Genomic DNA, 24,688 nt, shown 5'->3' on the forward strand with positions numbered 1-24,688 from the left:
GTTACACTCTCCGGTTTCGCTGACGCCAGAACATCAAGTGTGCCCAAAATCTCAACCCGACAGGTCGTGCTCGGCTGAGCAACGCAATACCGAATACCAGCAAAGCAACATGTATCCACCACAGACCGATAAAGGTTGGGATAACTCCATCCCGTACCGCCGATTTGGCAGCCATGAGAACAAGAAAATATCCTAGATAAATTAAAATAGCCGGCGCCATTCGCGCGAATTTACCTTGTCTCGGATTGACTCGGCTTAATGGAACAGCAATCAGTGTCAATAATGGCATTGCCAACGGTATTGCTATACGCCATTGCAGCTCAGCCGCTGCCGCATTTGATTGTTCCTGCCACAACTCATTGACAGTATAAGCTTCTAGATCTCGTAACTGTTCGTCTACAGGCTGCTCTTTGATTTGCAACCTATACTGCTCGAAACTCATCAACTGGTAATGTTCACCATCGCCTGCAAAGCGTTTACCGTCGCGCAGCTCTAACCACTGAGAGCCAGAGCTTTCAGTATTCACTTCACCCGAGGTTGAAACCACCACGCTACCGGAGCGAATCCGTCCCTGCTCTGCCTGATGCTGCGCCACAAACACATTCTGCAAATCACCTTGATCATCTTGGCTTTGAATAAAAATGACTGCCTTGCCATTGCTAGATTGCTGAAAGCGACCTGGAATAAGGGCTGTTAATCCACTATCCGCGCGAGCCTTGTCCTCAATTTTTTGCTCTTGCTCCAATGACCAGGGCACTACGTACATAGTCAACGCCGCAGTCAATAGAGCCAGTATCACCGCAACAACCAGTGTCACTCGAGTCACATACCACTCACTGACGCCACAGGCATGTAATACCGTCATTTCGTTGTCTGCATAGATGCGTCCGTGAGCCAATAAAATGCCCAGAAATAAGCTCAATGGGATGATCAGTGCCAGTAGCGCCGGTAGATTCAGCGATAACAACTGAAAAATAATAGAACTAGGAATATCGCCTTCTGACGCATCCGACAGTACGCGAACAAATTTTTGACTGACAAATATCGTCATCAGTACAACCAATACCGCGATTTGAGACTTTAATGTCTCAGCAATCAAATATTTAAAAATGCGCACGTTGCTCGACTCATAACTTTGGTTTTTACTGGAATAGCTGTGATTTTTAAGTAAACTTGTTATTTTAACAACAAATTTGTTTATTAGGCTAACTATAGCAGTCCTTGCGGCCTACCGAAATAGGAGCACAGTCCATGGAGTTCAGCGTAAAAAGTGGCAACCCAGAAAAACAACGTTCCGCGTGTATCGTTGTGGGTGTCTTCGAACCGCGGAGATTATCCGGTGTCGCAGAACAACTTGATAACGTCAGTGAAGGTTATCTTAGTAACCTTTTACGACGAGGAGACTTAGAAGGCAAGACCGGTCAAGTGCTCTTACTTCATCACGTCCCTAATGTACTCGCAGAACGCGTACTGCTCGTCGGTTGTGGTAAGGAGCGCGAGCTTGATGAACGCCAGTATAAGCAGATTATAGCTAAGACGATTAATACACTAAACGAAACGGGCTCAATGGAAGCGGTTTGTTTCTTAAGTGAGTTACATGTAAAAGGCCGTGATACTTATTGGAAAGTACGTATGGCGGTCGAAGCTGCACACCAAACGATCTATAGCTTTAATCAGCTGAAAACCAAAAAAGAAGAACCGCGTAGGCCATTACGCAAACTCACTTTTAACGTACCGAGTCGCAAAGAATTAACCATTGGTGAGCAAGCGATTAACCACGGTTTAGCCGTTGCCGCAGGTATGGATAAATGTCGTGACGTCGCCAATATGCCGCCTAACATCTGTACACCGCGCTATTTAGCCGATCAAGCCCATGCCCTAGCAGAAAAATATGCTCAACTGGAAGTAACCACGGTTGAGGAGAAGGAAATGGCCGAGCTCGGTATGAACGCTTACCTAGCCGTTGGTCGTGGCTCTGAGCATGAGTCAGTACTTACACTGATGCATTATAAAGGAGCCGCTGACGATCAGGCGCCTATAGTTTTAGTCGGTAAGGGACTGACCTTTGACTCAGGGGGGATTTCAATTAAACCGTCCGCCAATATGGACGAAATGAAATACGATATGGGTGGCGCTGCCGGCGTCTTTGGTGCGATGCAAGCGTTGGCTGAAATGCAGTTACCTATTAACGTGATTGGTGTGATGGCCGGCTGCGAAAATATGCCCGATGGTAAAGCGTATCGACCGGGTGACATTCTCACCACCATGAGCGGCCAAACCGTTGAAGTGCTAAATACCGATGCTGAGGGCCGATTGGTCTTATGCGATACGCTCACATATGTTGAGCGCTTTGAGCCAGAGCTTGTTATCGACTTGGCGACTTTAACCGGCGCTTGCGTAGTGGCGCTGGGTTCACACGCCTCAGCAGTGTTAAGTCAGCACAACCCATTAGCCAGCGAAATTTTAAATGCGGCGTCACAAAGTGGCGATAAAGCATGGCGTTTACCACTGTGGGACGAATACCAATCGCAATTGGATAGCCCCTTCGCTGACATGCAAAACATTGGCGGTAAAGAAGCTGGCACCATTACTGCCGCTTGTTTCTTATCTCGGTTTACGCGTAAATATAACTGGGCGCATATGGATATCGCGGGCACCGCCTGGAGTGGTGGCGCTAATAAAGGTTCCACTGGCCGTCCTGTACCCTTGCTTAGCCAATTTTTGATCAACCGCTGCCAACAAGTGGATGCAAACGACTAGTTATGCCCAGTGCAACGTTTTTTTTAGTACAAACGACCGACGAAGACGAGAAAAATAACCTGATTTGCGATAAAATCGCCGATCTTTTTCGTCAGTATCGCAAATTGCTTGTGGTATGCGAGGATCAGCAGCAGGCCGAACTGTTCGACGAACTGTTATGGCAGCGGCCTGCCGATGGGTTTATCCCCCATGCGTTAGTAGGTGAAGCCTTGCCGAACGGTGCGCCGGTGACGCTCTCGTGGCGTCAGTCAGAGCAACAACCGCGTACAGGCATGGCTCTGTTTAACTTGGCAAGCCAAGTGCCAGAGATTGCACAACGCAGCCAACATATTTTTGACCTTGTGCCGGCGCCCGAAGATGAAAAAGCCGTCGCACGAGAGCGATACAAACATTATCGTGCTCGCGGATGCCAAATGCGCACCGAGCCGTTAACAGCAAAGCACAATTAAGGCCATTATGGACAAGACGTACTCTCCTAAAGACATTGAAGAATCGTTATATCAAACGTGGGAAAGCAAAGGCTATTTTAAGCCTTCTGGCGAAGGTGATGCATACTCAATTATGATCCCACCCCCCAATGTGACAGGTAGCTTGCACATGGGTCACGCGTTCCAACACACCATTATGGATATCCTGACCCGCTATCAGCGGATGGACGGGAAAAACACATTATGGCAGGTCGGCTCCGATCACGCGGGCATTGCAACCCAAATGGTTGTTGAGCGTCAACTTGCAGCAGAAGGCAAAAGCCGCGCCGACTTAGGTCGTGAAGCGTTTATCGACAAAGTCTGGGAGTGGAAGCAAGAGTCTGGCGGCACTATTACCTCACAAATGCGTCGCTTAGGTGATTCTGTCGACTGGGATCGCGAGCGTTTTACGATGGATGAAGGTCTGTCTAAAGCAGTGCTAGAAGTCTTCGTAAAGCTTCACAAAGAAGGTCTTATATACCGTGGCAAGCGCTTGGTTAATTGGGATCCAAAGTTACAAACAGCGATTTCTGACCTTGAAGTTGAAAATAAAGAGCAGCAGGGTCACATCTGGCATCTACGTTATCCGCTAGCGGATGGCGAGAAAACGGAAGACGGTAAAGATTATTTGGTTGTCGCGACGACTCGACCCGAGACGATGCTGGGAGATGTTTGTGTTGCCGTTCATCCAGAAGACGCGCGTTACAAACACTTAGTCGGTAAGCACATTGAGCTACCACTCGTTAATCGCAGAATTCCAATCATTGCCGATGACTATGTTGACCGTGAGTTCGGTACTGGCTGCGTTAAAATCACCCCTGCTCATGACTTTAATGACTATGAAATAGGTAAACGCAACGAACTGGGCATGATTGCGGTACTTGATGATACGGCACATGTTTTAAGTACTGCGGGTTTGTATACGAGCAAAGGAGAAGCGGTTGAGTCGCTTGGTGAGTTTAAGGGCGAACTGCCTCAACAGTTTGCAGGGCTTGAACGCTTTGAAGCACGTAAACAAATCATCGCCGCGTTTGAAGAGCTCGAGCTCCTCGATAAGATTGAGAAGCATACCAACAAGGTGCCTTACGGCGACCGCGGCGGCGTACCAATTGAACCCCATTTGACGGATCAGTGGTATGTGCGTGTTGAATCATTAGCTAAACAGGCGACTGAAGCTGTTGAAGATGGTCGCATCGAGTTCGTACCCAAACAATACGAGAATATGTACTTCAGTTGGATGCGTGACATCCAGGACTGGTGTATTTCACGTCAACTGTGGTGGGGACACCGCATTCCAGCATGGTACGACGAACAAGGTAACGTCTATGTTGGACGCTCTGAGGAAGAGGTGCGCAAAGAAAACGACCTAGGCGACATCAAATTGTCTCAAGATGATGATGTCCTCGATACCTGGTTCTCCTCTGCGCTTTGGACTTTCTCGACGCTAGGTTGGCCAGAGCAAACTGACGATTTAAAAACGTTCCACCCGACTGATGTGCTGGTCACCGGTTTTGATATTATTTTCTTCTGGGTTGCGCGCATGATTATGATGACCATGCACTTCCTGAAAGATGAAAATGGTCAGCCTCAGGTCCCCTTCAAAAAGGTCTATGTCACTGGGCTTATTCGCGATGAAGAAGGCCAGAAGATGTCTAAGTCGAAAGGTAACGTACTGGATCCATTAGACATGATCGACGGCATTAGCGCTGATGCATTAGTCGAAAAGCGTACCGCTAATCTCATGCAACCTAAAATGCGCGAGAAAATTGCTAAAGCAACACGCAAACAGTTCCCTGAAGGCATCGCTGCACATGGTACCGATGCGTTGCGTTTTACTCTGACTGCGCTGGCTTCGACGGGTCGTGATATTAACTGGGATATGAAACGTCTTGAGGGTTATCGCAACTTCTGTAATAAGTTATGGAACGCTAGCCGCTATGTGTTGATGAACACGGAAGAACATGATTGCGGCCAGTCAGGTGAAGACTATCGCTTATCGCTCGCAGATGAGTGGATTATTGCGCGCTTCAACCACACTGTTAAAGAGTTCCGTCATGCACTCGATACCTATCGGTTTGACCAAGCCGCAGCGATTGCTTACGAGTTTACTTGGAACCAGTTCTGTGACTGGTATTTAGAGTTAACCAAGCCCGTACTTAATAATGGTACTGAAGCAGAGCAACGTGGCACGCGCCGTACCTTGGTCACTGTACTCGAGCAACTATTACGACTACTGCATCCTGTGTTGCCTTATATCACCGAGACTATTTGGCATCGTGTCAAACCGTTGGCCGGGGTTGAGGGTGAAACGATTATGTTGCAACCGTTCCCACGAGCAAACGCCGATGTCGATCATCAAGCGATGCAGGATATGGAATGGTTAAAACGGGTGATCTTGGCGATCCGAAATATCCGTGGTGAGATGGATTTATCGCCTAACAAACCATTACCGTTGCTAATATCTCATTATGATGAGATGGCACGGGGCCGTATTGAAGCCAACAGAACATTCTTGCAGAGCCTGGCCAAACTTGAGCAAATCGACTACTTGAATGAAGGCGATGAGCCGCCAGCGAGTATGACAAGCCTTGTGGATAGTATGCAGTTGCACATCCCGATGGCTGGCTTAATTGACAAGGACGCCGAGTTAAAACGTCTCGATAAAGCCCTGCAAAAAGCCGAGCAAGAGCAAAAGCGCCTAAGCGGCAAGCTCAGTAACGAAAACTTCGTGAGTAAGGCACCTGAGGCCGTCATTGCTAAAGAGCGTGAGAAGCTGGCAGAAGCTGAAGAAGCGTTAGCTCAACTCAAGCAGCAGCACGCCAAAATAGCCTCTCTGTAATAGGTTTCGAGCATAAGTGAAGGCGCCTTTATGGCGCCTTTTTTCATCCAATTATCATCTCTCTGCGTAGAACATAAAACGCTTAACTTAAGGAGAGAGCAATGAATATCTTTGACGAACTTAAGACCGATCATGATAAGCAGCGCGCATTGTTGGACAACTTGAGCGACACGCAGGGGGATGAAGCAGAACGTCGCACCCAATTCAACGTTTTGAAAGCGCAACTTCAAGCACATGCTACGGCTGAAGAAAGGTATTTCTACTCACCATTGATTAACAACGATAGTACCGTCGACTTATCACGTCACGGTATTGCTGAACACCACGAGATTGACGAGCTCATTGAGACGATAGAGCAAACCGATATGTCATCGCCAGCTTGGCTTCAGCACTTGAAAAGCCTCAAACATAAAGTGCTTCACCACCTCGAAGACGAAGAACAGGGCTTTTTTCAGCAGGCAGGTAAGGTGCTTAGCACCCAACAAAAATCAGAGTTAGGTAGTGACTATCGCTTAGAAATGGATCAACAAGGTATATAGCAATAAGTTCGAGGACGAATTATTCGTCCTCGAAATCTTCCTCGTCTTCGTCAAGGAAAGTACCCCAACCGTCGTACTCAACTTCACATTCTTCAGCCACGACTAAAATCTCGCGAATTTGACGCGAAAGGACATCTCGGTCAAGCGTACTTTCTGTGGAAGCTGCAAAAGCAAACCACCGCTCGCCTTGCTCGTCCTCAAACTCGTCCGCATCATCAACGTGATAGCCTTCTTTTACCATTTCTACAGCGGCCTTTTCGAGCTTGGTAAAGTCCTGTGACGCCAAATGATGCTCTATTAAATAGTATTCACTTGGATCGACACCATCTTCTAGCATGGCATCAATTGTTTCATTACTCTGCTCGAGCAAGACATCTAGCATTGAACTCATAAATTTCCTTCATCATTTTCACTGACGTGTTTATCTAGTAGAGCAATTTTGTTCTTCATCACCTCGTGAGTCTCACGAGAGAGTTGTCGTAGTGATTCTTTTGAGTAATTGGCTATGTTAATAGGTTCAAGGAACTCTATTTTTAATACACCGTTGCTCCAACGATTCATTTTAATCTTTTCGTGTAAATTTGAAACACATACGGGAACAATATTTACTTGAGCTTTTAGTGCGGTGTGAAACGCGCCATTTTTAAATGGAAGCAGCCCTCTTCCATAACTTCGCGTTCCTTCAGGAAACATCCACACTGAAATATCTCTACGTTTAATCGCATCAGCCGTTTGCGCAATCGTGCCGTGTGCACGCCCTTTATTCTTTCTATCAATTAGAATATTGCCGGCGAGCCAGTATAATTGACCGAAGAATGGGATGTAACGCAGACTTTTTTTGCCGACCGTGACGGTATTTGGCGGTAGCATCGCCGCAATAGTAAAAATTTCCCAGCTATTTTGATGGTTGCAAATATAGACATAAGGTCCGCCCGTCGGTACATCAGGGTGCACCTTGACCTCGAGTTTTACACCCAATATGCGTGTAACCGAGCCGAAGATACGTGCCCATACGTATGTATTATTACGATGAAATGGCCTTAATATACAGAATATACAGCCGATAACTCCGAATAGGACGATAAAGATCCCTAAAAATATCCAGCGTATCGCAGCTAACATCATTACTCCTTGTTGTTTTGCTCGGCTAGTATATCGTGTTTATTCAAAATAAAACTCCGATCAGTCAAATATTAGGTAAGCTATGGCTCTATTTACCCGACCCGATATCTCAACCGATGTTTATATCGAGCTTATGGATGAGATTAAAGAGCTCCATCAACAAGCAGAGAACAGCGTAATTGCTCTAGAGTCTTCGCCAGACTCCGTTTCTCACCAAGCATCACTGTACCGCGCGATCCATACCATCAAAGGCGACTTAGGCATTATCGGGCTTACCCCCTTAATACCGCTCATCGGTGCTGTTGAAAATCTGCTGGACGACGTTCGCAATCAACGATTCTCTTTTAACGCGAGCATGGGTGACATCGTATTTAACTTAATCGATCACGTTTACAACTTTGTTCAATCTTGTAAAGACAGTGTTCGAGTTGAGTATCCAGACCAGCGCTATCAACGGGTAATTGGACTATGCCAAGCACTGGACTACAAACATATTGATACCGCTTTACGAAAAGTTCTAGTAACGCTAGCGCCTGAGCTAGTTATCACCGCCGACCTCAATAATAAGCCAACTTATACCCTCAATGCCCAAGACAATGCAGAAGCGGACTTATCGTTCTTTGAATCACTCATAACTCATGCGGAACAACGTTCAAGTTATTGGCAAGGTAGAGCCCAACGCCAACTAAAACTTGCCCTAATTATTAACAGACATGCAGGCTCACCAGTTGATGATAGACAATTAACAGCCGCATGCTTTGTACACGACTTCGGAATGTCGTTTTTACCTCTGTCCATTCTTCATGCGAAAGATGCGTTATCAGATGCGCAAAGTAACACGTTAAAAACGCATGTTTACCTGTCAGCCAAGTTACTCGAAAATCTACCACAATGGCAAAAAGCAAAACAAATGGTGTTACAACATCATGAGCGAGTCGACGGAGAGGGTTACCCCAATGGACTCAAACAATCCGACATCTGCGATGGCGCTAAAATATTAGCGATTGTTGACACATTTGACGCTATGACCCATGAACGCGCCCATAATCATCATTTAAAGAGACCGTATAGCCGAGCCCACGCTGAAATAAAACGGTTAGCAGGGACACAACTGTGTCCCTATTGGGTGACTGTATTTAATGAAGCGATGACTGAACTCATTAGAGTAAAACGGACGCTCTAGATTTAATCCTCGCTCGCATCGGTTTCCGATGATGAGTCGATCGTGTTACTAACCGCCTCTACTTCGATCCTATCGACACGTTGTAGACCACGCGGTAATTTATTGCCTCGACGACCACGTTCACCATGGTAATGCGCAAGATCAGCAGGCTTCAGTGTCAACTTACGGCGGCCTGCATGCAAAGTTACCGTGCTCTCTGGGCTTGCAACACTCACTGCGACCACATACTCCTCCCGCGACTGAGCTCGCAATGTTGGAATACTGATCATTTTGTTACCTTTACCTTTTGCTAACTGTGGTAGGTCAGCTATCGGAAACACCAGCATGCGTCCCTCATTGGACACAACTATCACCTGTGCTTGTGCGGTATCTTTTACCTCTACAGGCGGCATTACCTTGGCCCCTGTGGGTAGCGTCAGGATCGCCTTACCATTTTTATTGCGTGAAACTAAATCTTTAAACTGACACACAAAACCATAACCAGCGTCAGAACTTAGTAGATAATACTGTTCGTCTCTAGCCATCAGTGCATGCTGAACCATTTCTCCCGCCACCATATTAAAACGGCCTGTTAACGGTTCACCTTGGCTTCGAGCCGAGGGCAATGAATGGGCTTCGCAAGAATAGCTGCGCCCCGATGTATCAAGAAATACGACCGGTAGGTTGCTTTTGCCCTGAGCTGCTGCTTGGAAACTGTCGCCCGACTTGTAGCTCAGTTTCTCGCCATCGACATCATGCCCTTTGGCACAACGCACCCAGCCTTTAGCAGAGAGCACTACGGTCACCGCTTCAGCAGGCGTAAGTTCGGTTTCACTGAGAGCTTTAGCTTCAGCGCGTTCAACTAGAGGCGAACGACGCTCGTCGCCATACTTCTCGGCATCAGCAAGAATTTCTTTTTTGATAAGAGTTTTTAAGCGACGGTCTGAGTTGAGTAGCTGTGAGAGTTTTTCACGCTCTTTTTCAAGCTCCTCTTGCTCGCCCTTTAACTTCATTTCTTCTAAACGCGCTAAATGGCGTAATTTCAACTCCAGAATAGCTTCTGCCTGAGTATCCGTCAGCGCGAAACGCTTGATTAGTTCTTTTTTCGGCTCGTCTTCATAACGAATAATTTCAATGACTTCGTCAATATTCAAAAACGCTATTAATAGACCCTGCAAAATATGCAAACGCGCTTCTACTTTGTCGAGACGGTATTGCAATCGCCGCGTTACCGTTTGCTTACGGAACTCTAGCCACTCACCCAAAATACCGACCAGAGGTTTAACTTGTGGCCGACCATCCAAGCCAAGGATATTAAGGTTTACACGGTACTGCTTCTCGAGATCTGTGGTAGCAAACAAGTGCTTCATCAACTGCTCTGTATCAACACGATTCGAGCGCGGCACCACGACCAAACGAGTAGGGTTTTCGTGGTCTGATTCATCACGTAAGTCAGAAACTAAGGGCAGTTTTTTGGCTTGCATCTGTGCGGCTATCTGTTCCAACACTTTCGCGCCAGAAGCTTGATGAGGTAATGCAGTGAGTACGATCTCGTTTTCTTCAAGATGATACTTAGCACGCATTTTTATCGTCCCACGCCCCGATTCGTAAAGCTTTTTTAGATCCGCTTTCGGCGTGATAATTTCCGCGTCCGTTGGATAGTCAGGTCCTTGTAAGTGCTCCATCACCTCATCTAAATCTGCGCTCGGCCTATCAATTAATAACGCACATGCATTAGCCACTTCACGGGCATTATGCGGCGGAATATCTGTTGCCATACCGACAGCAATACCAGTAACCCCATTAAGCAGAATATGGGGTAAGCGTGCCGGTAACATTTTCGGCTCGCGCATCGTGCCATCAAAGTTGGGAATCCAGTCGACCGTGCCTTGCCCAAGCTCGCTCAACAGTACCTCGCTAAAGTGCGATAACTTAGCTTCGGTGTAACGCATGGCAGCGAACGACTTAGGATCATCCGGCGATCCCCAGTTTCCTTGACCATCAACGAGTGGGTGACGATAGCTAAATGGTTGCGCCATCAGTACCATTGCTTCATAACAGGCGCTATCACCATGCGGATGAAACTTACCAAGTACATCACCCACGGTACGAGCAGACTTTTTATATTTAGCCAGAGCCGAAAGCCCGAGCTCTGACATTGCGTAAATAATTCGACGTTGCACCGGCTTTAGGCCATCGCCAATATGCGGTAGCGCACGGTCCATAATGACGTACATCGAGTAGTTGAGGTACGCATCCTCAGTAAACTTACTCAGCGGTGTGCGTTCGGTTACTTCACTCGACATTGAGCTGTTCTCCATTTAAATTCATTTCGCGCAGTGGTCATTTTTATAATTCTGCCAAATCGGCCATATTGCCTTTGCTCTCTAGCCAAGTACGACGATCGGCTGCACGCTTTTTCGCTAATAACATATCCATCAATTCCTCCATCGCCTCAGCATCGTCAATAGTGAGCTGTACGAGTCGACGGGTATTAGGGTCCATGGTCGTTTCACGGAGTGTCAATGGGTTCATTTCACCTAACCCTTTGAAGCGCTGCACGTTGACTTTTCCTTTGCGCTTCTCCGCTTCGATACGATCAAGAATGCCCTGCTTCTCGCCTTCATCAAGGGCATAGAACACATCTTTGCCAACATCAATGCGATACAGCGGAGGCATTGCCACAAAGATATGCCCATTTTCGACCAAGGGTCGGAAGTGTTTTACGAACAAAGCGCACAATAAGGTGGCGATATGCAGACCATCCGAGTCAGCATCAGCAAGAATACAAATCTTGTTGTATCTCAGCTTGTCCAAATCCACCGAGTTCGGATCAACCCCCACGGCGACGGATATATCGTGTATTTCTTGGGAAGCAAGGATCTGTTCTGGGTCGACCTCCCAGGTATTGAGAATTTTTCCTCGTAACGGCATCACCGCTTGAAACTCACGATCGCGCGCCTGTTTAGCTGAGCCGCCTGCAGAGTCACCCTCGACCAAAAATAGCTCACTACGCTCACTGTCTTGACCCGAGCAGTCTGTCAGCTTGCCGGGAAGTGCAGGGCCAGACGTTACTTTTTTACGAACAACCTTTTTACTGGCTTTCAAGCGACGCTGCGCATTAGAGATACAAAGTTCTGCAAGCGCCTCAGCTTGTTCGGTATGCTCATTGAGCCACAGGCTGAATGAATCTTTTACGACACCTGAAACAAAACTCGCCGACTGGCGAGACGACAAACGTTCTTTAGTCTGCCCGGCAAATTGCGGGTCTTCCATCTTCAGTGAAAGAATATAACTACACCGCTCCCACACATCATCAGGCGTCAATTTAACACCGCGCGGCGTTAAATTACGGAATTCACAGAATTCTCGCATGGCTTCTAACAAACCTTGTCGCAAGCCATTGACGTGCGTGCCGCCTAAAGCAGTGGGAATTAAGTTCACATAACTTTCAGTAACCGCTTCACCACCTTCTGGTAACCAAGTCACTGCCCATTCTGCCGCCTCAGTTTTACTGACAAAGCTCCCGTCAAAGGGCGCCTCCGGCAGTGTGGGGTATTCTTCAACGGCTTCTCGTAAGTAGTCCGTTAAGCCATCCTCGTAAAACCAGCTTGTTTCCTCGCCGTCAACATGATTGATAAAGCGAATGGTCAATCCCGGACAAAGAACCGCTTTTGCACGTAGCAGATGGGTCAGCTTTAAAACTGAAAATTTACTTGAGTCGAAATACTGTTCATCGGGCCAAAAGTGAACGCGGGTGCCCGTATTACGTTTACCACAGGTACCGGTGACGTCCAGTTCTGAAACTTTGTCACCGTTTTCAAACGCCATTTCGTACACTTGACTGTCACGGCGAATCGTTATTTCGACGCGTTTGGATAACGCGTTAACAACCGAAATACCGACGCCATGAAGACCACCTGAAAATTGATAGTTCTTATTAGAGAATTTCCCACCCGCATGGAGCTTACTCATTATCAGCTCCACGCCGGGGATTTTCTCCTCTGGGTGAATATCAACAGGCATGCCTCGACCATCGTCAGTCACTTCGAGTGACTGATCTTTGTGTAATACCACTGTAATGGTTTTAGCATGCCCTGCGAGCGCTTCGTCGACACTGTTATCGATAACTTCTTGGCCAAGATGGTTAGGGCGCGACGTGTCTGTATACATACCCGGTCGACGTTGGACCGGCTCAAGGCCGTTTAAGACCTCGATCGAATCGGATTTATAATCTGTCATGGTTATGATCTAATTTTTGGACCAGCGCGACACATTGTCGTGTATATGGTTATTATTGTGGATTCAATGTACCGCTATTATCGGTCTATTTGAAGTCGTGTGGTAAAAATTTATCTAAGCGTAGCATCGGCACTTGTCCACGCGTTTTAATGAGCATCAACCAATCTGCTAGGAACTGATTCACTTGATGTTTTTCATCAGGATGTCGCATTTCTGGATTGGGCTGCTGATAGTTTACACGCAGCCGACTCACCCCCTGACTCGAGAGCACCTCTGCCATCCGAACATCATGATATAGACGCACGTCGAGTTGTGTCAGTAAGTAATCAGCTGACCAATGCTCTCGCTTTTGCGCAATGCGGACATCACTGGTGTATTTTGACTCACTCAACTGAGTAATTTCAAACGTTAGGTGCGCGCCAGCACGAATGACATGTGGGTGTTCTGAGTCCGGTACAAGTCGTACCAACCCGGCATAGTTGCGTTCATTAATACGATGTAACTCAGCTACATCAATAACGTACCGCTCATCTCTCATAGTCGACGCTTTACACCTTAATTATTTGGCAAATGGTAGCTTATTAATATGTAATTGAAGCCATTGTAGACCAATCACACTAGCCGCATTATTAATGCGCCCTTGCTCTAACCATTCTATCACGCTTTCGAAGGGTTTGACGTGCACGCGGATATCCTCATGTTCCGACTCGACTCCTGCTAGCTCAGCCGCTTGGCTGGCATCGACTTCAGCAATATAAATAGTTAAGCGCTCGTCAGTCCCCCCGGGGCTTGAATAATAACTCAATGCTTTGACTAACTGCTTAGCGCGCAGCCCCGCCTCTTCAAATAATTCACGATGCGCCACTTGTTCGGGCGTTTCATCGCCATCAAACATGCCAGCAACAAACTCTAACAACCAAGGACCGTATTCGTTTTTCATAGCTCCCATACGAAACTGCTCTAAAACCACGAGTTCCTGAGTGATTGGGTCATAGGGAATCACCACTACGGCATCACCGCGCTCCATCAGTTCGCGCGTAATCGAGGGTCCCCACCCGCCAGCAAACAATTTATGTTTGAGTGTGTACTGGTTTACCGACAAAAATCCCTTATAAAGTGAATCTTTACTTTCAATTTGAACATCATCTTTACTAAACTGTTTCACCATGACTCCTAACTAACGCTAAAAAGAAGCAGCTCATCTATTTGCATACATTCTGTTACACTTAAGCGTGATCTGAAACCTTCTTTCGCTTAAAGTTAAGCCAGATTAAGTTTAAACTGGTAATCATTCAAACGTGTATGTAAACTTATTGAATATTCAAAGCGACTCATACACTGATTACACTGTCGAATACCATCAGCACAGGGCAACGTTAGCAATGAAAAAACATTTAGTGTCCATTACTGTTGGCTTAGCGCTAGCCACAGCGAGTTTTACTACCAGCGCAGAAGATTTACGTGACGTATACCAGTTAGCTGTGAAGAACGATCCAGCTTTACTCCGGGCAGCCGCCGAGCGTGATGCCGCACAAAAGAACGTCGATATCGCTAATTCCGCATTCTGGCCACAGATCGCGGGCGAAGTTGGCATCAGTGATTCTTCATCAGAATCATTCCAGCCAGGCTTAGGCACATACAAGCGCGATTCAAATGGCTGGAGCGCTGGCGTTAGCTTAAATCAAAACATTTTTGACTGGAGCACATGGAAAGAGTCAGATATCGCTAACAAACAAGCCTATCGCGCTGAAGTCGCTTATCAAGCCGCGGAACAATCATTGCGCTTACGCGTCGTAAACGCCTACTTTGGTGCACTGCAAGCAAAAGACGACTTAGCCTTTGCCCAATCTGAAAAACGAGCAATCGAGCGCCAGCTAGAACAGACTAAACAACGGTTTTCAGTCGGTCTGACTGCGATTACTGACGTTCATGAAGCGCAGGCTCAATATGACAGCGCTGTTGCTCGCGAAATTCAAGCGCGTAACGCCGTTGAAATTGCGATGGAAAATATTCGCGAAATCACAGGTCAGTATCCGCAATCCTTAGCCGGTCTCAATACCGATACTTTTTCGCCTTCTGACCCTCAGCCTGCGGAAGTCCTCCGTTGGGTTAAAAAGGCTGAAAATAACAATCTAAATCTCATGCAAAGCATGGTGAATGTTGACATCGCCGAGCAGCAGATCGAAGTTAATCAAGCCGGTCACTACCCGACTGTTGGCTTAACAGCAAGCTACAGTACTCAAGACAGTGAAACCACGATCGACGGTACCACCATAGACTTACCTCGACTTGACACGCGCTCTATTGGTGTAAAAGTTTCTGTACCAATCTTCAGCGGTTTCCGGACCTCATCACAAGTTGCTCAGGCACGCGACAACTATGTTGCTGCAAGCCAATCAATGGTGGAAACTCAGCGCTCGGTTGAGCGTCAAGTTCGCAATGCCTACTACGAGGTCAATGCATCAATTGCGAGTATCCGTGCATTCCAGCAAGCAGTAACCTCAGCCGAGAGTGCACTAAAAGCAACGGAAGCAGGCTTTGAAGTGGGTACTCGGACTATCGTCGATGTACTTAACAGTACCCGTAATTTGTTCGATGCACGCCGTAATCTAGCGCAGGCACGCTACGGCTATATTCGTCAGCGTATCAACCTCGAACAAACGGTTGGGGAATTGCAAGCTGATGATTTGCAAGCCATCAACGAAAGCCTCTCTGAAAATGTTGATAGCACGGCGGCTGAATAAGTCGTTCAATTAAGCTTCAACACTGAACGTGCAGTGAATGGTCGGTTCACTGCACGTTTTTGATTTGTGTTAATCTACGTATTATTCGTTCCAAAATAAGAACTGTGTCCGTGATCGAACAACCCAAGTTTAAACTCTATTTTTTACACCCTAAGTTCTGGCTAACTTGGCTCGGTGTTATTTTCCTTTATTCTGTTTCATGGTTACCGTATCGCCTACAGATCGCCATGGGTAAAGGCTTGGGCCGATTGTTAATGAAGGCGTTACCGCGTCGAGTCGCCATTGCACGCCGTAACTTAGCACTGGCATTTCCCGATAAACCGGCCGATGAGATCGAACGATTAGTTAAGAAAAACTTAGAAAATACGGGAATCGCCTATTTCGAAGTGGGTATCGCGTGGTGGTGGCCGAATTGGCGTATCAAACGCAAGCTGCACGTCCATGGCGAAGAAAACCTAAGAGATGCTCAAGAAGGCGGCAAAGGCGTATTAATGCTCTTGTTCCACTTCTTGAGTTTAGAGGTTCATGCACGTTTACACGGCTTTGTTGAGCCTGCAGTTGGACTCTATCGTCCTCACAACAATGCCGTTATGGAGTACTTACAGACTAAAGGGCGCGCGCGTTCAAACAAGTATATGATCCAACGTCGCGATGTAAAAGGCATGGTCAATGCTATCAAGAACGGTGAAATAGCCGGTTATTTACCGGATCAAGACTATGGCCGTCGCCGCGTCGTATTCGCTCCCTTTTTCGCAGTCCCTGACGCTTCTACAACCACCGGCACCATGCTGTTCGCCAACCACAAAAACTGCAACGTTATTGTCAGTCGTTGCGTTCGACGTGAAGATGGCACGGGCTACGATGTTTACTACGAGCCTAAGTTAGTCAACTTCCCGATAGGCGATGACCTCGCCGACGCAACGCTCATTAACCAACTGGTTGAGCAAGCCGTATTGAAAGCGCCTGAACAGTACCTATGGGTCCATCGACGCTTCAAAACACGACCCCAAGAGGATATGCCGAGCTACTACAGCTAAATGCCGCTCGCATTTTCGCTCAGTAAACGCGACCAAACACGACGAACTGCATCACGCTCTGTGGTTAAGTCGTGTTGGCTTAACGCATCTTCGCCCTGTAATGCCAACGCATGGCTCTCACAGCGAAAAATTTGATACGCGTTGATAAGATCTTGTGCTTCCACAGGATCGATTAAATGACACTGTTCGGCGCAAGTTAGGATACGAATATTGTCCGAATACTCGGTCAATTGTGGATAATCATGCGCATAGTTGAGTACTAGATACTGCGCAATAAACTCGATGTCCGCTATCCCGCCTGGATCTTGCTTGATATCGAAGTGAGTGCCCCCGCTTGAAAGATGTGCCCGCATCTTTTGGCGCATCGCAAGAATATCTTCCCGTAAGCTAGTTGCTTCTCGCGTACGCGACAAAATGGCGCAACGGATATCTTGTAAGTCAGCTTGCACAGCATCGGTCCCGTATATCGGGCGCGCACGCACCAAAGCCTGCAACTCCCAAGTCCATGCATCATCGCGTAAGTAGCGGATAAACGAATCTAACTGCGTTACCAATAAGCCAGCTTGACCAGAGGGTCTTAAGCGTAAATCAACCTCGTATAAAACTCCCGCCACGGTTCGTGTAGTAAATAAGTGCAGAATACGCTGCGCCAATCGCAAGTAAAATTGTTGCACTTCGATAGGTTTGGCACCATCAGTGTAGCCTTCGTACTGCGCGTGAGTCACAAAGACCAAATCAAGATCTGAGCCATATCCGAGCTCCAACCCCCCTAGCTTACCGTATGCCAGTACGCCAAAGCCCGTATCCTGTATCGAACGTCCTGGCGGTGTGCCGTGACGCTGCGCCATTTGTCGCCAAGCCAGATGCACGACTTCTGCGGTCACCGCCTGAGCCAAATAACTCAAGTGGTCACTTACTTTCATAAGCTCTAAGCCACCCGTGATATCCGCAGCCGCAATTTTAAGCTGCAACACCTGTTTCGCTTGCCGTAACGCATCCATTTGTGATTCTAAATCATCTTCGGGCGTGCGTATCAGAAACTCATTGAGTACGCTTGGGTAATCAGTCAAATCAGGTAGTTGGTACAAGTGCTGCGGATCGATCAGCTCGTCGAGTAAAATAGGATGCAGTGCCAATTGCTGCGAAACCCACGGTGAAGCGGCACACAGACGACAAAGTTGAACTCGGGCGCCTGGGTTTTCGGCCAACAACTCAATGTAAGCTGTTCTACTCATAATGGCGCGAATAACAGTAAGCACACGCTCAAGAATCGTCATCGATTGAGGTTGCGCTATCATCTGCCGAAATAACAATGGCATTAAACGCGCTAATGCGGCTCGACCTCGCGGCCCCGAACTTCGCTTACGAGCTTCACTGCGAAAATGCTTGATTAAACGCCAGATACCGTCAACATCTTGCTCACCTTCTGCAGCAATAATTTCCAGTGCCGCGTCGTCTTCGAGCATATCTTGCCATAGTACTTGTAGACTTTGCTCTTCCTCGTCGCACTCAGATCCTTCACCTACCACTTGCTTAAATTCATTGTGAATAAAGTCCATCGCTTGAACAATGCGTTGTTCAAGCTGAGCAAAGTCTTCCTCACCCATGAGATAAGCAAGTTTCTTTTGCGCTGATTCATCGTGAGGTAGCTTTTGCGTTTGCTCATCAGCTAGTTGTTGCAGTCGATGTTCAACTTCACGAAGCAACTCATAGGCTTGCAGTAGACGTTTTGCCACTGACCCTTGGAAGATGTCGAGGTTGACCATTGCCTCGTATGCACGATAGATTGAGCGCGTTTGTAACGACTTCTCGCGTCCACCACGGATCAACTGATGGGCTTGGGCAATGAACTCAACTTCTCGTATCCCACCCGCTGCTAACTTAATATTACCCTGTGCGCCCTGTCGCCTGGTCTCCTGAGTAATCAGAAGCTTCATTTTGCGCAGCGCTTCAATAGCACCGAAATCAATGTAACGTCTGTAGACAAACGGTCGGATGAGTTCTTGAAATGCATTTGTCTGCTTCTTGCCTAAACGATTGAGCAGCCGTGCCTTTACCATCGCATAGCGTTCCCAGTCACGCCCTTGCTCCTGATAGTAATGCTCTAAAGCCGCTAAGCTCGTGACCAGCGGGCCTGACTGTCCAAAAGGCCGAAGCCGCATATCGACACGAAACGCTTGACCATCAAACGTGTTTTCATCCAAAACAGCGATTAACGCCTGAGCTAACCGAGTAAAAAACACGGAGTTTTCTACCGACCGCGAGCCGCCCTGTGTTTCACCCTGCTCTGGATAATAAAAAATAAGATCGATATCAGAGGAAAAGTTAAGCTCGCGACCGCCGAGCTTGCCCATACCGAGCACATAAAGATGCTGCAGTTCGCCATCAATATCGAGCGGACGCCCTAAACGTTGATAAAAGCGCTGTTCAAGCCAGTGTAATGATTCGATAATCAATGTATCGGCGAGTTCCGAATAAAAGGCGAGTGATTCAGCTAAGCTGCGTTGACCTTGCCATTCTAATAGCGCACTCGCTGCCATGTGAGCATGCCTGAATCGCCTCACAGCAGCTTTTAGTTCATTCTCGGACTCAACCGCTGCAATATGAGTTAAAAAAGCCGCTCGAATCTCATTTGCCGAAATCGGTTCAAGCCACGCTGCGGCTAACGCTTCGGGATACCGCTCAGCTACCTCGCCAATAAAAGAGGATACGGCGACACCATGACGTAGTGAATTGAGCATGCCTTGCGGTAAACGGATCTGCTCGTGAATACGCTGCCAAACTGGCTCCGAGGCTTCAATAAAGTGTTTTGCCGGTACTCGGTCTAATCGATTTTGCATGGTCACCCACTTATTGTTGCCAATAAGGTTCACGACGTAATGCCGCCTTGCGTGAGTACTCTAAAGCAGTTAGTAAGGATTCGCGTTGAACTTTTTGCCATTCCAGTAATTTCTCATCGGCAAGATCATCACTGTTTTTTACCATTTCATGTAGAATGTGGAGCGCGTTAATTTCACGAATCCCCCGCGCTAGGTCAAGCCACGGCGAACGGAAGTTATCACGCTGCTGAGCATCGTACAGCTGACCTAAGCAGGTACCTAGCATTAAGCTATGTTGTAAAGCCGGCAACAACTTTAAATAACGCTCTTCTGACATATCCTCAACTTCCTCGAACGCCGCTTGAACGTCTTTCCAGTCGTTGCGTAAAAGTTCTGTACTCCAACTTTGACAAGGCTGCTCAAGCGCCTCGTTAGTCGGCTTTTCCATTAAAAATTGAGACAAATCGAGCAATACACATTGATAACTATCAGAACGCACCACCTTGACCAATTCTGCTAGTTGTATCACTTGCTGTTGAGTATCCTCTACATGCTCGTACAAACTTGATTGCTTTTTTAACGCTCGATGATAAGCGCCATCTTCGGCCGTGAGCTCAGCCAATCCTTCAAAACGCTTTAGCCAGCTTAGCGACTGGTGGATTTCCGCTAATTGTTCAGGCAGATCGCGACAGTCAATGTCGAGACTTCTCAGCTGATCAATGACTGCGCGGCAAAGATAAATTCCGTCGGCCATACCTTGAGCAGCGCGAACGTGGGCGTGATACTCCAGACATGCCTCGTTGTGTTGCCAATGGCGCAAACCGTACTCGAGCGCCTTATAAAGTGCGTCGGCGAGCGAATAATCCGAATTAATATCAACAAAGTGTGTTTGAACAAAGGGTTCCAACGCACTCTTTCCTGCTAATAAGTAACCACGCGCGGCTTTACTGAGAGAACCCATTCGTGCGTTCGCTTTTTTCACGAGACGTTCCGCTAAACGATAGACATCAGCAAGGTCGCCGCCTTGTAGCTCTAGCTCCATCTCAACGATTCGTTCTGTTTTTTCACCCGCGACAATCTCACCCATATCAAGCACAAGTTCAATCTGACCATCCCCGCTTGGAATGTGCCATTTGTGGCGAGTGAAGTCCGTTTTGAAAAGCGCTTGTAGATCGCGCTGGATATCGTATACAGGGAAATCATCCGGCCATATCCCCTCATCAAATAAGGTGATATCCGGCTCCATCGAGTCAACATTAAGGTTATATTCTGGTCGTTCGTGCATGCCACCAAGAACTCGACCTGCCAACTTGATTGTTTGCTCTAATTGATCTCCTGAACGTCTGATACGTAAACCCATATCATACTGTCGTAATCGCAGATCGCTGGTATCAAAATATGCGTTCGCCAATTCGAGCGCCTGATAAGACGATTCTGCTCCGTGCTCTTGAGCCACGGTTCGACATTCATTGAGTGTATTCTCACGCTGTTGTGGCTCAATTAATAGTTTGAGCTCAATTTCTTGTGACATGTTGGGGTACCCAGTGCTGGAAGCTTTGTGCTAAAGGTACTGACTTGTTTCCAAAGGGTCAATAAACATTGTTTTCAAGGCTTTATTGACAGCCATCGAGAAAATATGCAACGTAGCTTTGGAAAGTCTTTACCGGCGCAAAAATAATCGTATACTTGCGCCCGATTCCCATCGTTGGGGAAGCACGCCGAGCTTCGGCCTGGCCAAACAGGAGATGCTATGTTCAAAGCGAGTGAGGTGCTATCCAAAAGCCATCAGGCAGAGGATCTGAAGTCCTTGCAGCAAGCAATAACCGACAATTATATCGTCGATGAAGATGCATATATGCGTGAGTTGTTGCCGCTGGTGCCGTCAGATGATGACGCGGTTAGTACAGTGACGGAGCGCGCCGCCAAGTTAGTCGAGCAAGTGCGAGAGCAAGCCGACAACGGTATGGTCGATTCGTTTTTGCAAGAGTACAGCTTAGACACCAAAGAGGGTATTATCCTCATGTGTCTCGCCGAGGCTCTGTTACGTATTCCCGATGCAGCCACTGCAGACGCCCTGATACAAGACAAATTGTCAGGCGGTGATTGGCAAAAGCATATGGGCCAAAGTGCTTCATGGTTAGTTAATTCCGGTACTTGGGGGTTAGCGCTTACCAACGGCGTTATCAATCCCACCGGAAAAGCGATGGAAACGCCACGAGGCACCTTCCGCCGCATGATCCGCAAGCTAGGTAAACCCGTGGTTCGTAAAGCAACGTATGCCGCGATGCAAATTATGGGTAAACAGTTTGTTTTAGGCCGTACGATTGAGGAAGCCTTAAAAGAAAGTCGTGAAAATCGCGACAAAGGCTATACCCACGCTTACGATATGCTCGGCGAAGCCGCATTAACGATGAGTGATGCAGAGTACTACAAGCAACAGTACGTCAATTCGATTAAAACCATCACCAATGAAAAATTCAATAATCCGGATGCACCGCGCCCCACGATTTCTATCAAACTATCGGCGCTGCACCCGCGTTACGAGGCATCGAACCACGAACGCGTATTAACTGAGTTGGCGACGACGCTCACCGACCTCGTCAAGCTTGCGAAAGAAGCTGATGTTGGCGTGACCATCGATGCTGAGGAGGTGGATCGCCACGAATTATCACTCGAGTTATTCGAAAAAGTGTATCGGAGTGGTGTGTGTAAAGGCTGGCCGCGCTTTGGTTTGGTGGTTCAAGCCTACTCTAAGCGCGCATTGCCCACCTTATGCTGGATTACTGCGCTTGCCCGCGAGTGCGGCGATGAAATTCCTGTACGTTTAGTAAAAGGTGCGTACTGGGATAATGAGATTAAATGGAGTCAAGAGAATGGTGTCACAGGATATCCTGTGTTTACCCGCAAGGCTCACAGTGATCTTTCTTATATTGCCTGCGCACGTTACTTACTAAGCGATGATACGGATGGTGCCATCTATCCACAGTTTGCAACTCATAATGCGCAGACCATTATGTCTATTGAGCACATGAACGAGACGCATAAGCGCCGCATTGAGTATCAACGCCTACATGGTATGGGTGATAATCTTTACGACACGCTGATGAAGCAGAAGCCAGGTATGGTTGTGCGCATATATGCGCCCGTGGGTCCTCATCGCGATCTATTACCTTACTTAGTGCGCCGCTTACTCGAGAACGGTGCTAACTCGTCATTCGTTCATAAGCTACTTGATGCTGATACCCCCGTCGACGAATTGGTTGTACATCCGCTGAAGACAGCAATGCGTCACGAAGTTTATGCTAACGACAAGATTCCACTTCCTCCTGCAATGTATGAGGAACGCAAAAATTCATTAGGATTGAATATGAATATTCACTCACAAGCAGATGATTTCATTGCCGCGGTACAACAGTATCGCGACAAACAATGGCAAGGTGGCCCAATTGTTGACGGTAAGACCGTAGAGACCGACCACCAAGTAAGCATCACTAGCCCGCAAGAGACTACAAAACAAGTGGGTAGTATTTATTGGGGCGATAAAAAGCTTGCTGAACAAGCATTGCAAAGCGCTAATAAAGCCTATCGTGCATGGCGTGAGGTGCCGGTTGACGAACGTGCGACCTGCCTCGAAAAATTTGCCGACTTAATGGAAGCTAACCGTAATGAATTAATTGCGCTGTGTTCCGTTGAGGCGGGCAAAGGCTTGCAAGACGGTATTGATGAAGTCCGTGAAGCCGTTGATTTCTGCCGCTACTATGCGAAAGAAGCGCGTAAATTAATGGACGGCGAGATTCAGTTGCCAGGCCCCACAGGCGAAGACAACAAACTGAAACTCGAAGGTCGCGGTACCTTTATTTGCATCAGCCCGTGGAACTTCCCTCTTGCTATTTTCGTTGGCCAAGTCGTCGCTGCACTGGTAACCGGTAACTCTGTTATCGCTAAACCAGCTGAGCAAACTGGGCTTATAGCATATCGTGCAGTACAACTTGCTCTGGAAGCCGGTGTGCCAGGCAATGTCTTGCACTTTATGCCAGGTAGTGGTGCCGAAGTCGGTAGTTTCCTGACTTCTCAGGAAGACATCGGCGGTGTCTGCTTTACCGGTTCAACTTATACCGCTCAAGCGATTAACCGCGCTTTAGCAGCGCGCACTGGTCCTATCGTGCCGCTGATTGCCGAAACAGGCGGTCAGAATGCCATGTTAATCGATTCAACGTCGCTACCTGAGCAAGTGGTCACTGATGTTGTCGCAAGTGCATTCCAAAGTGCCGGACAGCGCTGCTCAGCACTGCGTGTTTTGTTTGTCCAAGATGATATTGCGGATCGTATTTTCGACTTACTGCGCGGTGCGATGGAAGAACTTGAAGTCGGCGATCCGTTGTTGCACGAAACCGATGTCGGTCCAGTCATTGACGGTATTGCTAAAACTAATTTGGAACAGCATATCTCAGATATTCAACAAGCGGGTCGTCTGATCGCTCGAGCGCCGATGCCTGATTATACTCAAGGCGGCACTTTTGTTGCGCCAACGGCTATTGAAATCGACAGCATCAGCCAGTTAGTCAAGGAAAACTTTGGTCCAATTCTTCATGTCATCCGCTACAAAACTGAAGAGTTGGATGATGTAATCGACAGTATCAACGGCACAGGTTACGGCCTTACATTTGGCATCCATAGCCGTAACGAAACGTTCGCGTATGACATCGCAAGCCGCGTTGATGTCGGTAACGTTTACATCAACCGTAACCAAATCGGTGCGATTGTCGGCGTTCAACCATTCGGTGGACGTGGTATGTCAGGTACTGGGCCGAAAGCAGGTGGACCGCACTACCTCACGCGTTTCATTACTGAAAAAACGCGTTCCGACAACATCACTGCTGTCGGTGGTAATGCGACACTACTCTCGCTGGACGACTAATCGATCGAGTTGTCTATCGATGCAAACAAAAGCGGCGGC

Annotated in this window: 17 protein-coding genes; 8 read left to right on the forward strand and 9 right to left on the reverse strand. The window is 47.6% G+C overall.

Translation table 11 applies throughout. The annotated features are described in order from the left end of the window. Position 1 precedes the first annotated feature (1 nt). The gene (gene lptF, locus AWU56_RS07260) at positions 2-1,117 is read right to left on the reverse strand and encodes an LPS export ABC transporter permease LptF (RefSeq protein WP_006956973.1); all 1,116 of its coding nucleotides are present in this window, start codon (positions 1,115-1,117) and stop codon (positions 2-4) included. A 134-nt stretch (positions 1,118-1,251) separates the two neighbouring features. Between lptF and pepA the strand changes: the two genes are divergently transcribed. The 4 genes from pepA (at position 1,252) to AWU56_RS07280 (ending at position 6,605) form a co-directional block, all read left to right on the forward strand. Further along, positions 1,252-2,760 (forward strand): leucyl aminopeptidase, encoded by a 1,509-nt coding sequence (gene pepA / locus AWU56_RS07265; protein ID WP_006956974.1) that lies wholly within the window; start codon positions 1,252-1,254, stop codon positions 2,758-2,760. Between the two features lie 2 nt (positions 2,761-2,762). Next, positions 2,763-3,209 (forward strand): DNA polymerase III subunit chi, encoded by a 447-nt coding sequence (locus tag AWU56_RS07270; protein ID WP_006956975.1) that lies wholly within the window; start codon positions 2,763-2,765, stop codon positions 3,207-3,209. Positions 3,210-3,216: 7 nt separating this feature from the next. After that, the gene (locus tag AWU56_RS07275) at positions 3,217-6,066 is read left to right on the forward strand and encodes a valine--tRNA ligase (protein ID WP_006956976.1); all 2,850 of its coding nucleotides are present in this window, start codon (positions 3,217-3,219) and stop codon (positions 6,064-6,066) included. 101 nt (positions 6,067-6,167) lie between these two features. After that, positions 6,168-6,605 (forward strand): hemerythrin domain-containing protein, encoded by a 438-nt coding sequence (locus AWU56_RS07280; RefSeq protein ID WP_006956977.1) that lies wholly within the window; start codon positions 6,168-6,170, stop codon positions 6,603-6,605. Between the two features lie 19 nt (positions 6,606-6,624). Here the strand turns inward: AWU56_RS07280 and rraB are convergent, their stop codons facing one another. Together rraB and AWU56_RS07290 are read right to left on the reverse strand one after the other, a co-directional pair. Continuing rightward, positions 6,625-6,996, reverse strand: coding sequence for a ribonuclease E inhibitor RraB (rraB, locus tag AWU56_RS07285; RefSeq protein ID WP_006956978.1), 372 nt, complete (start codon positions 6,994-6,996; stop codon positions 6,625-6,627). Then, complete coding sequence (locus AWU56_RS07290) at positions 6,993-7,727, reverse strand: 1-acylglycerol-3-phosphate O-acyltransferase (protein WP_006956979.1); 735 nt, start codon at positions 7,725-7,727, stop codon at positions 6,993-6,995. The genes rraB and AWU56_RS07290 overlap by 4 nt, the downstream gene beginning before the upstream one ends. Positions 7,728-7,809: 82 nt before the next feature. Here AWU56_RS07290 and AWU56_RS07295 point away from each other — a divergent pair, with 82 nt between their 5' ends. Further along, the gene (locus AWU56_RS07295) at positions 7,810-8,910 is read left to right on the forward strand and encodes an HD-GYP domain-containing protein (protein WP_006956980.1); all 1,101 of its coding nucleotides are present in this window, start codon (positions 7,810-7,812) and stop codon (positions 8,908-8,910) included. 2 nt (positions 8,911-8,912) lie between these two features. Here the strand turns inward: AWU56_RS07295 and parC are convergent, their stop codons facing one another. The 4 genes from parC to AWU56_RS07315 form a co-directional block, all read right to left on the reverse strand. Beyond that, a complete protein-coding gene (gene parC / locus AWU56_RS07300) occupies positions 8,913-11,195 on the reverse strand; it encodes a DNA topoisomerase IV subunit A (RefSeq protein WP_006956981.1) in 2,283 nt (760 codons plus the stop codon). Between the two features lie 43 nt (positions 11,196-11,238). Beyond that, positions 11,239-13,131, reverse strand: a complete 1,893-nt coding sequence (gene parE / locus AWU56_RS07305) for a DNA topoisomerase IV subunit B (RefSeq protein WP_006956982.1) — start codon at positions 13,129-13,131, stop codon at positions 11,239-11,241. Between the two features lie 85 nt (positions 13,132-13,216). Continuing rightward, the gene (locus AWU56_RS07310; RefSeq protein ID WP_006956983.1) at positions 13,217-13,669 is read right to left on the reverse strand and encodes a DUF1249 domain-containing protein; all 453 of its coding nucleotides are present in this window, start codon (positions 13,667-13,669) and stop codon (positions 13,217-13,219) included. Positions 13,670-13,690: 21 nt separating this feature from the next. After that, positions 13,691-14,299, reverse strand: a complete 609-nt coding sequence (locus tag AWU56_RS07315; RefSeq protein WP_272977943.1) for an NUDIX domain-containing protein — start codon at positions 14,297-14,299, stop codon at positions 13,691-13,693. Between the two features lie 214 nt (positions 14,300-14,513). Here AWU56_RS07315 and tolC point away from each other — a divergent pair, with 214 nt between their 5' ends. Both tolC and lpxL read left to right on the forward strand, forming a co-directional pair. Continuing rightward, positions 14,514-15,875 (forward strand): outer membrane channel protein TolC, encoded by a 1,362-nt coding sequence (gene tolC, locus AWU56_RS07320; protein ID WP_286682134.1) that lies wholly within the window; start codon positions 14,514-14,516, stop codon positions 15,873-15,875. 110 nt (positions 15,876-15,985) lie between these two features. After that, positions 15,986-16,912: an LpxL/LpxP family Kdo(2)-lipid IV(A) lauroyl/palmitoleoyl acyltransferase gene (lpxL, locus tag AWU56_RS07325; RefSeq protein ID WP_006956102.1), complete on the forward strand. Its 927-nt coding sequence runs from the start codon at positions 15,986-15,988 to the stop codon at positions 16,910-16,912. Here lpxL and glnE read toward each other — a convergent pair. Together glnE and AWU56_RS07335 are read right to left on the reverse strand one after the other, a co-directional pair. Then, complete coding sequence (gene glnE, locus AWU56_RS07330) at positions 16,909-19,752, reverse strand: bifunctional [glutamate--ammonia ligase]-adenylyl-L-tyrosine phosphorylase/[glutamate--ammonia-ligase] adenylyltransferase (RefSeq protein WP_286682135.1); 2,844 nt, start codon at positions 19,750-19,752, stop codon at positions 16,909-16,911. The genes lpxL and glnE overlap by 4 nt on opposite strands. Before the next feature lie 10 nt (positions 19,753-19,762). Then, positions 19,763-21,262: a CYTH domain-containing protein gene (locus tag AWU56_RS07335; RefSeq protein ID WP_286682136.1), complete on the reverse strand. Its 1,500-nt coding sequence runs from the start codon at positions 21,260-21,262 to the stop codon at positions 19,763-19,765. A 219-nt stretch (positions 21,263-21,481) separates the two neighbouring features. Here AWU56_RS07335 and putA point away from each other — a divergent pair, with 219 nt between their 5' ends. After that, positions 21,482-24,649: a bifunctional proline dehydrogenase/L-glutamate gamma-semialdehyde dehydrogenase PutA gene (gene putA, locus AWU56_RS07340; protein ID WP_286682137.1), complete on the forward strand. Its 3,168-nt coding sequence runs from the start codon at positions 21,482-21,484 to the stop codon at positions 24,647-24,649. The last annotated feature ends 39 nt before the right edge of the window (positions 24,650-24,688 follow it).

The sequence above is a fragment of the Idiomarina sp. T82-3 genome (genome assembly GCF_001577655.1).
GTDB classification, from domain to species: Bacteria; Pseudomonadota; Gammaproteobacteria; order Enterobacterales; family Alteromonadaceae; genus Idiomarina; species Idiomarina baltica.

Bases quoted from the DNA above. Each gene is read 5' to 3' on its own strand.
- pepA (WP_006956974.1), top strand. From the start codon at position 1,252: ATGGAGTTCAGCGTAAAAAGTGGCAACCCAGAAAAACAACGTTCCGCG.
- AWU56_RS07270 (WP_006956975.1), top strand. From the start codon at position 2,763: ATGCCCAGTGCAACGTTTTTTTTAGTACAAACGACCGACGAAGACGAG.
- AWU56_RS07275 (WP_006956976.1), top strand. From the start codon at position 3,217: ATGGACAAGACGTACTCTCCTAAAGACATTGAAGAATCGTTATATCAA.
- AWU56_RS07280 (WP_006956977.1), top strand. From the start codon at position 6,168: ATGAATATCTTTGACGAACTTAAGACCGATCATGATAAGCAGCGCGCA.
- rraB (WP_006956978.1), bottom strand. From the start codon at position 6,996: ATGAGTTCAATGCTAGATGTCTTGCTCGAGCAGAGTAATGAAACAATT.
- AWU56_RS07290 (WP_006956979.1), bottom strand. From the start codon at position 7,727: ATGTTAGCTGCGATACGCTGGATATTTTTAGGGATCTTTATCGTCCTA.
- AWU56_RS07295 (WP_006956980.1), top strand. From the start codon at position 7,810: ATGGCTCTATTTACCCGACCCGATATCTCAACCGATGTTTATATCGAG.
- parC (WP_006956981.1), bottom strand. From the start codon at position 11,195: ATGTCGAGTGAAGTAACCGAACGCACACCGCTGAGTAAGTTTACTGAG.
- parE (WP_006956982.1), bottom strand. From the start codon at position 13,131: ATGACAGATTATAAATCCGATTCGATCGAGGTCTTAAACGGCCTTGAG.
- AWU56_RS07310 (WP_006956983.1), bottom strand. From the start codon at position 13,669: ATGAGAGATGAGCGGTACGTTATTGATGTAGCTGAGTTACATCGTATT.
- AWU56_RS07315 (WP_272977943.1), bottom strand. From the start codon at position 14,299: ATGGTGAAACAGTTTAGTAAAGATGATGTTCAAATTGAAAGTAAAGAT.
- tolC (WP_286682134.1), top strand. From the start codon at position 14,514: ATGAAAAAACATTTAGTGTCCATTACTGTTGGCTTAGCGCTAGCCACA.
- glnE (WP_286682135.1), bottom strand. From the start codon at position 19,752: ATGCAAAATCGATTAGACCGAGTACCGGCAAAACACTTTATTGAAGCC.
- AWU56_RS07335 (WP_286682136.1), bottom strand. From the start codon at position 21,262: ATGTCACAAGAAATTGAGCTCAAACTATTAATTGAGCCACAACAGCGT.
- putA (WP_286682137.1), top strand. From the start codon at position 21,482: ATGTTCAAAGCGAGTGAGGTGCTATCCAAAAGCCATCAGGCAGAGGAT.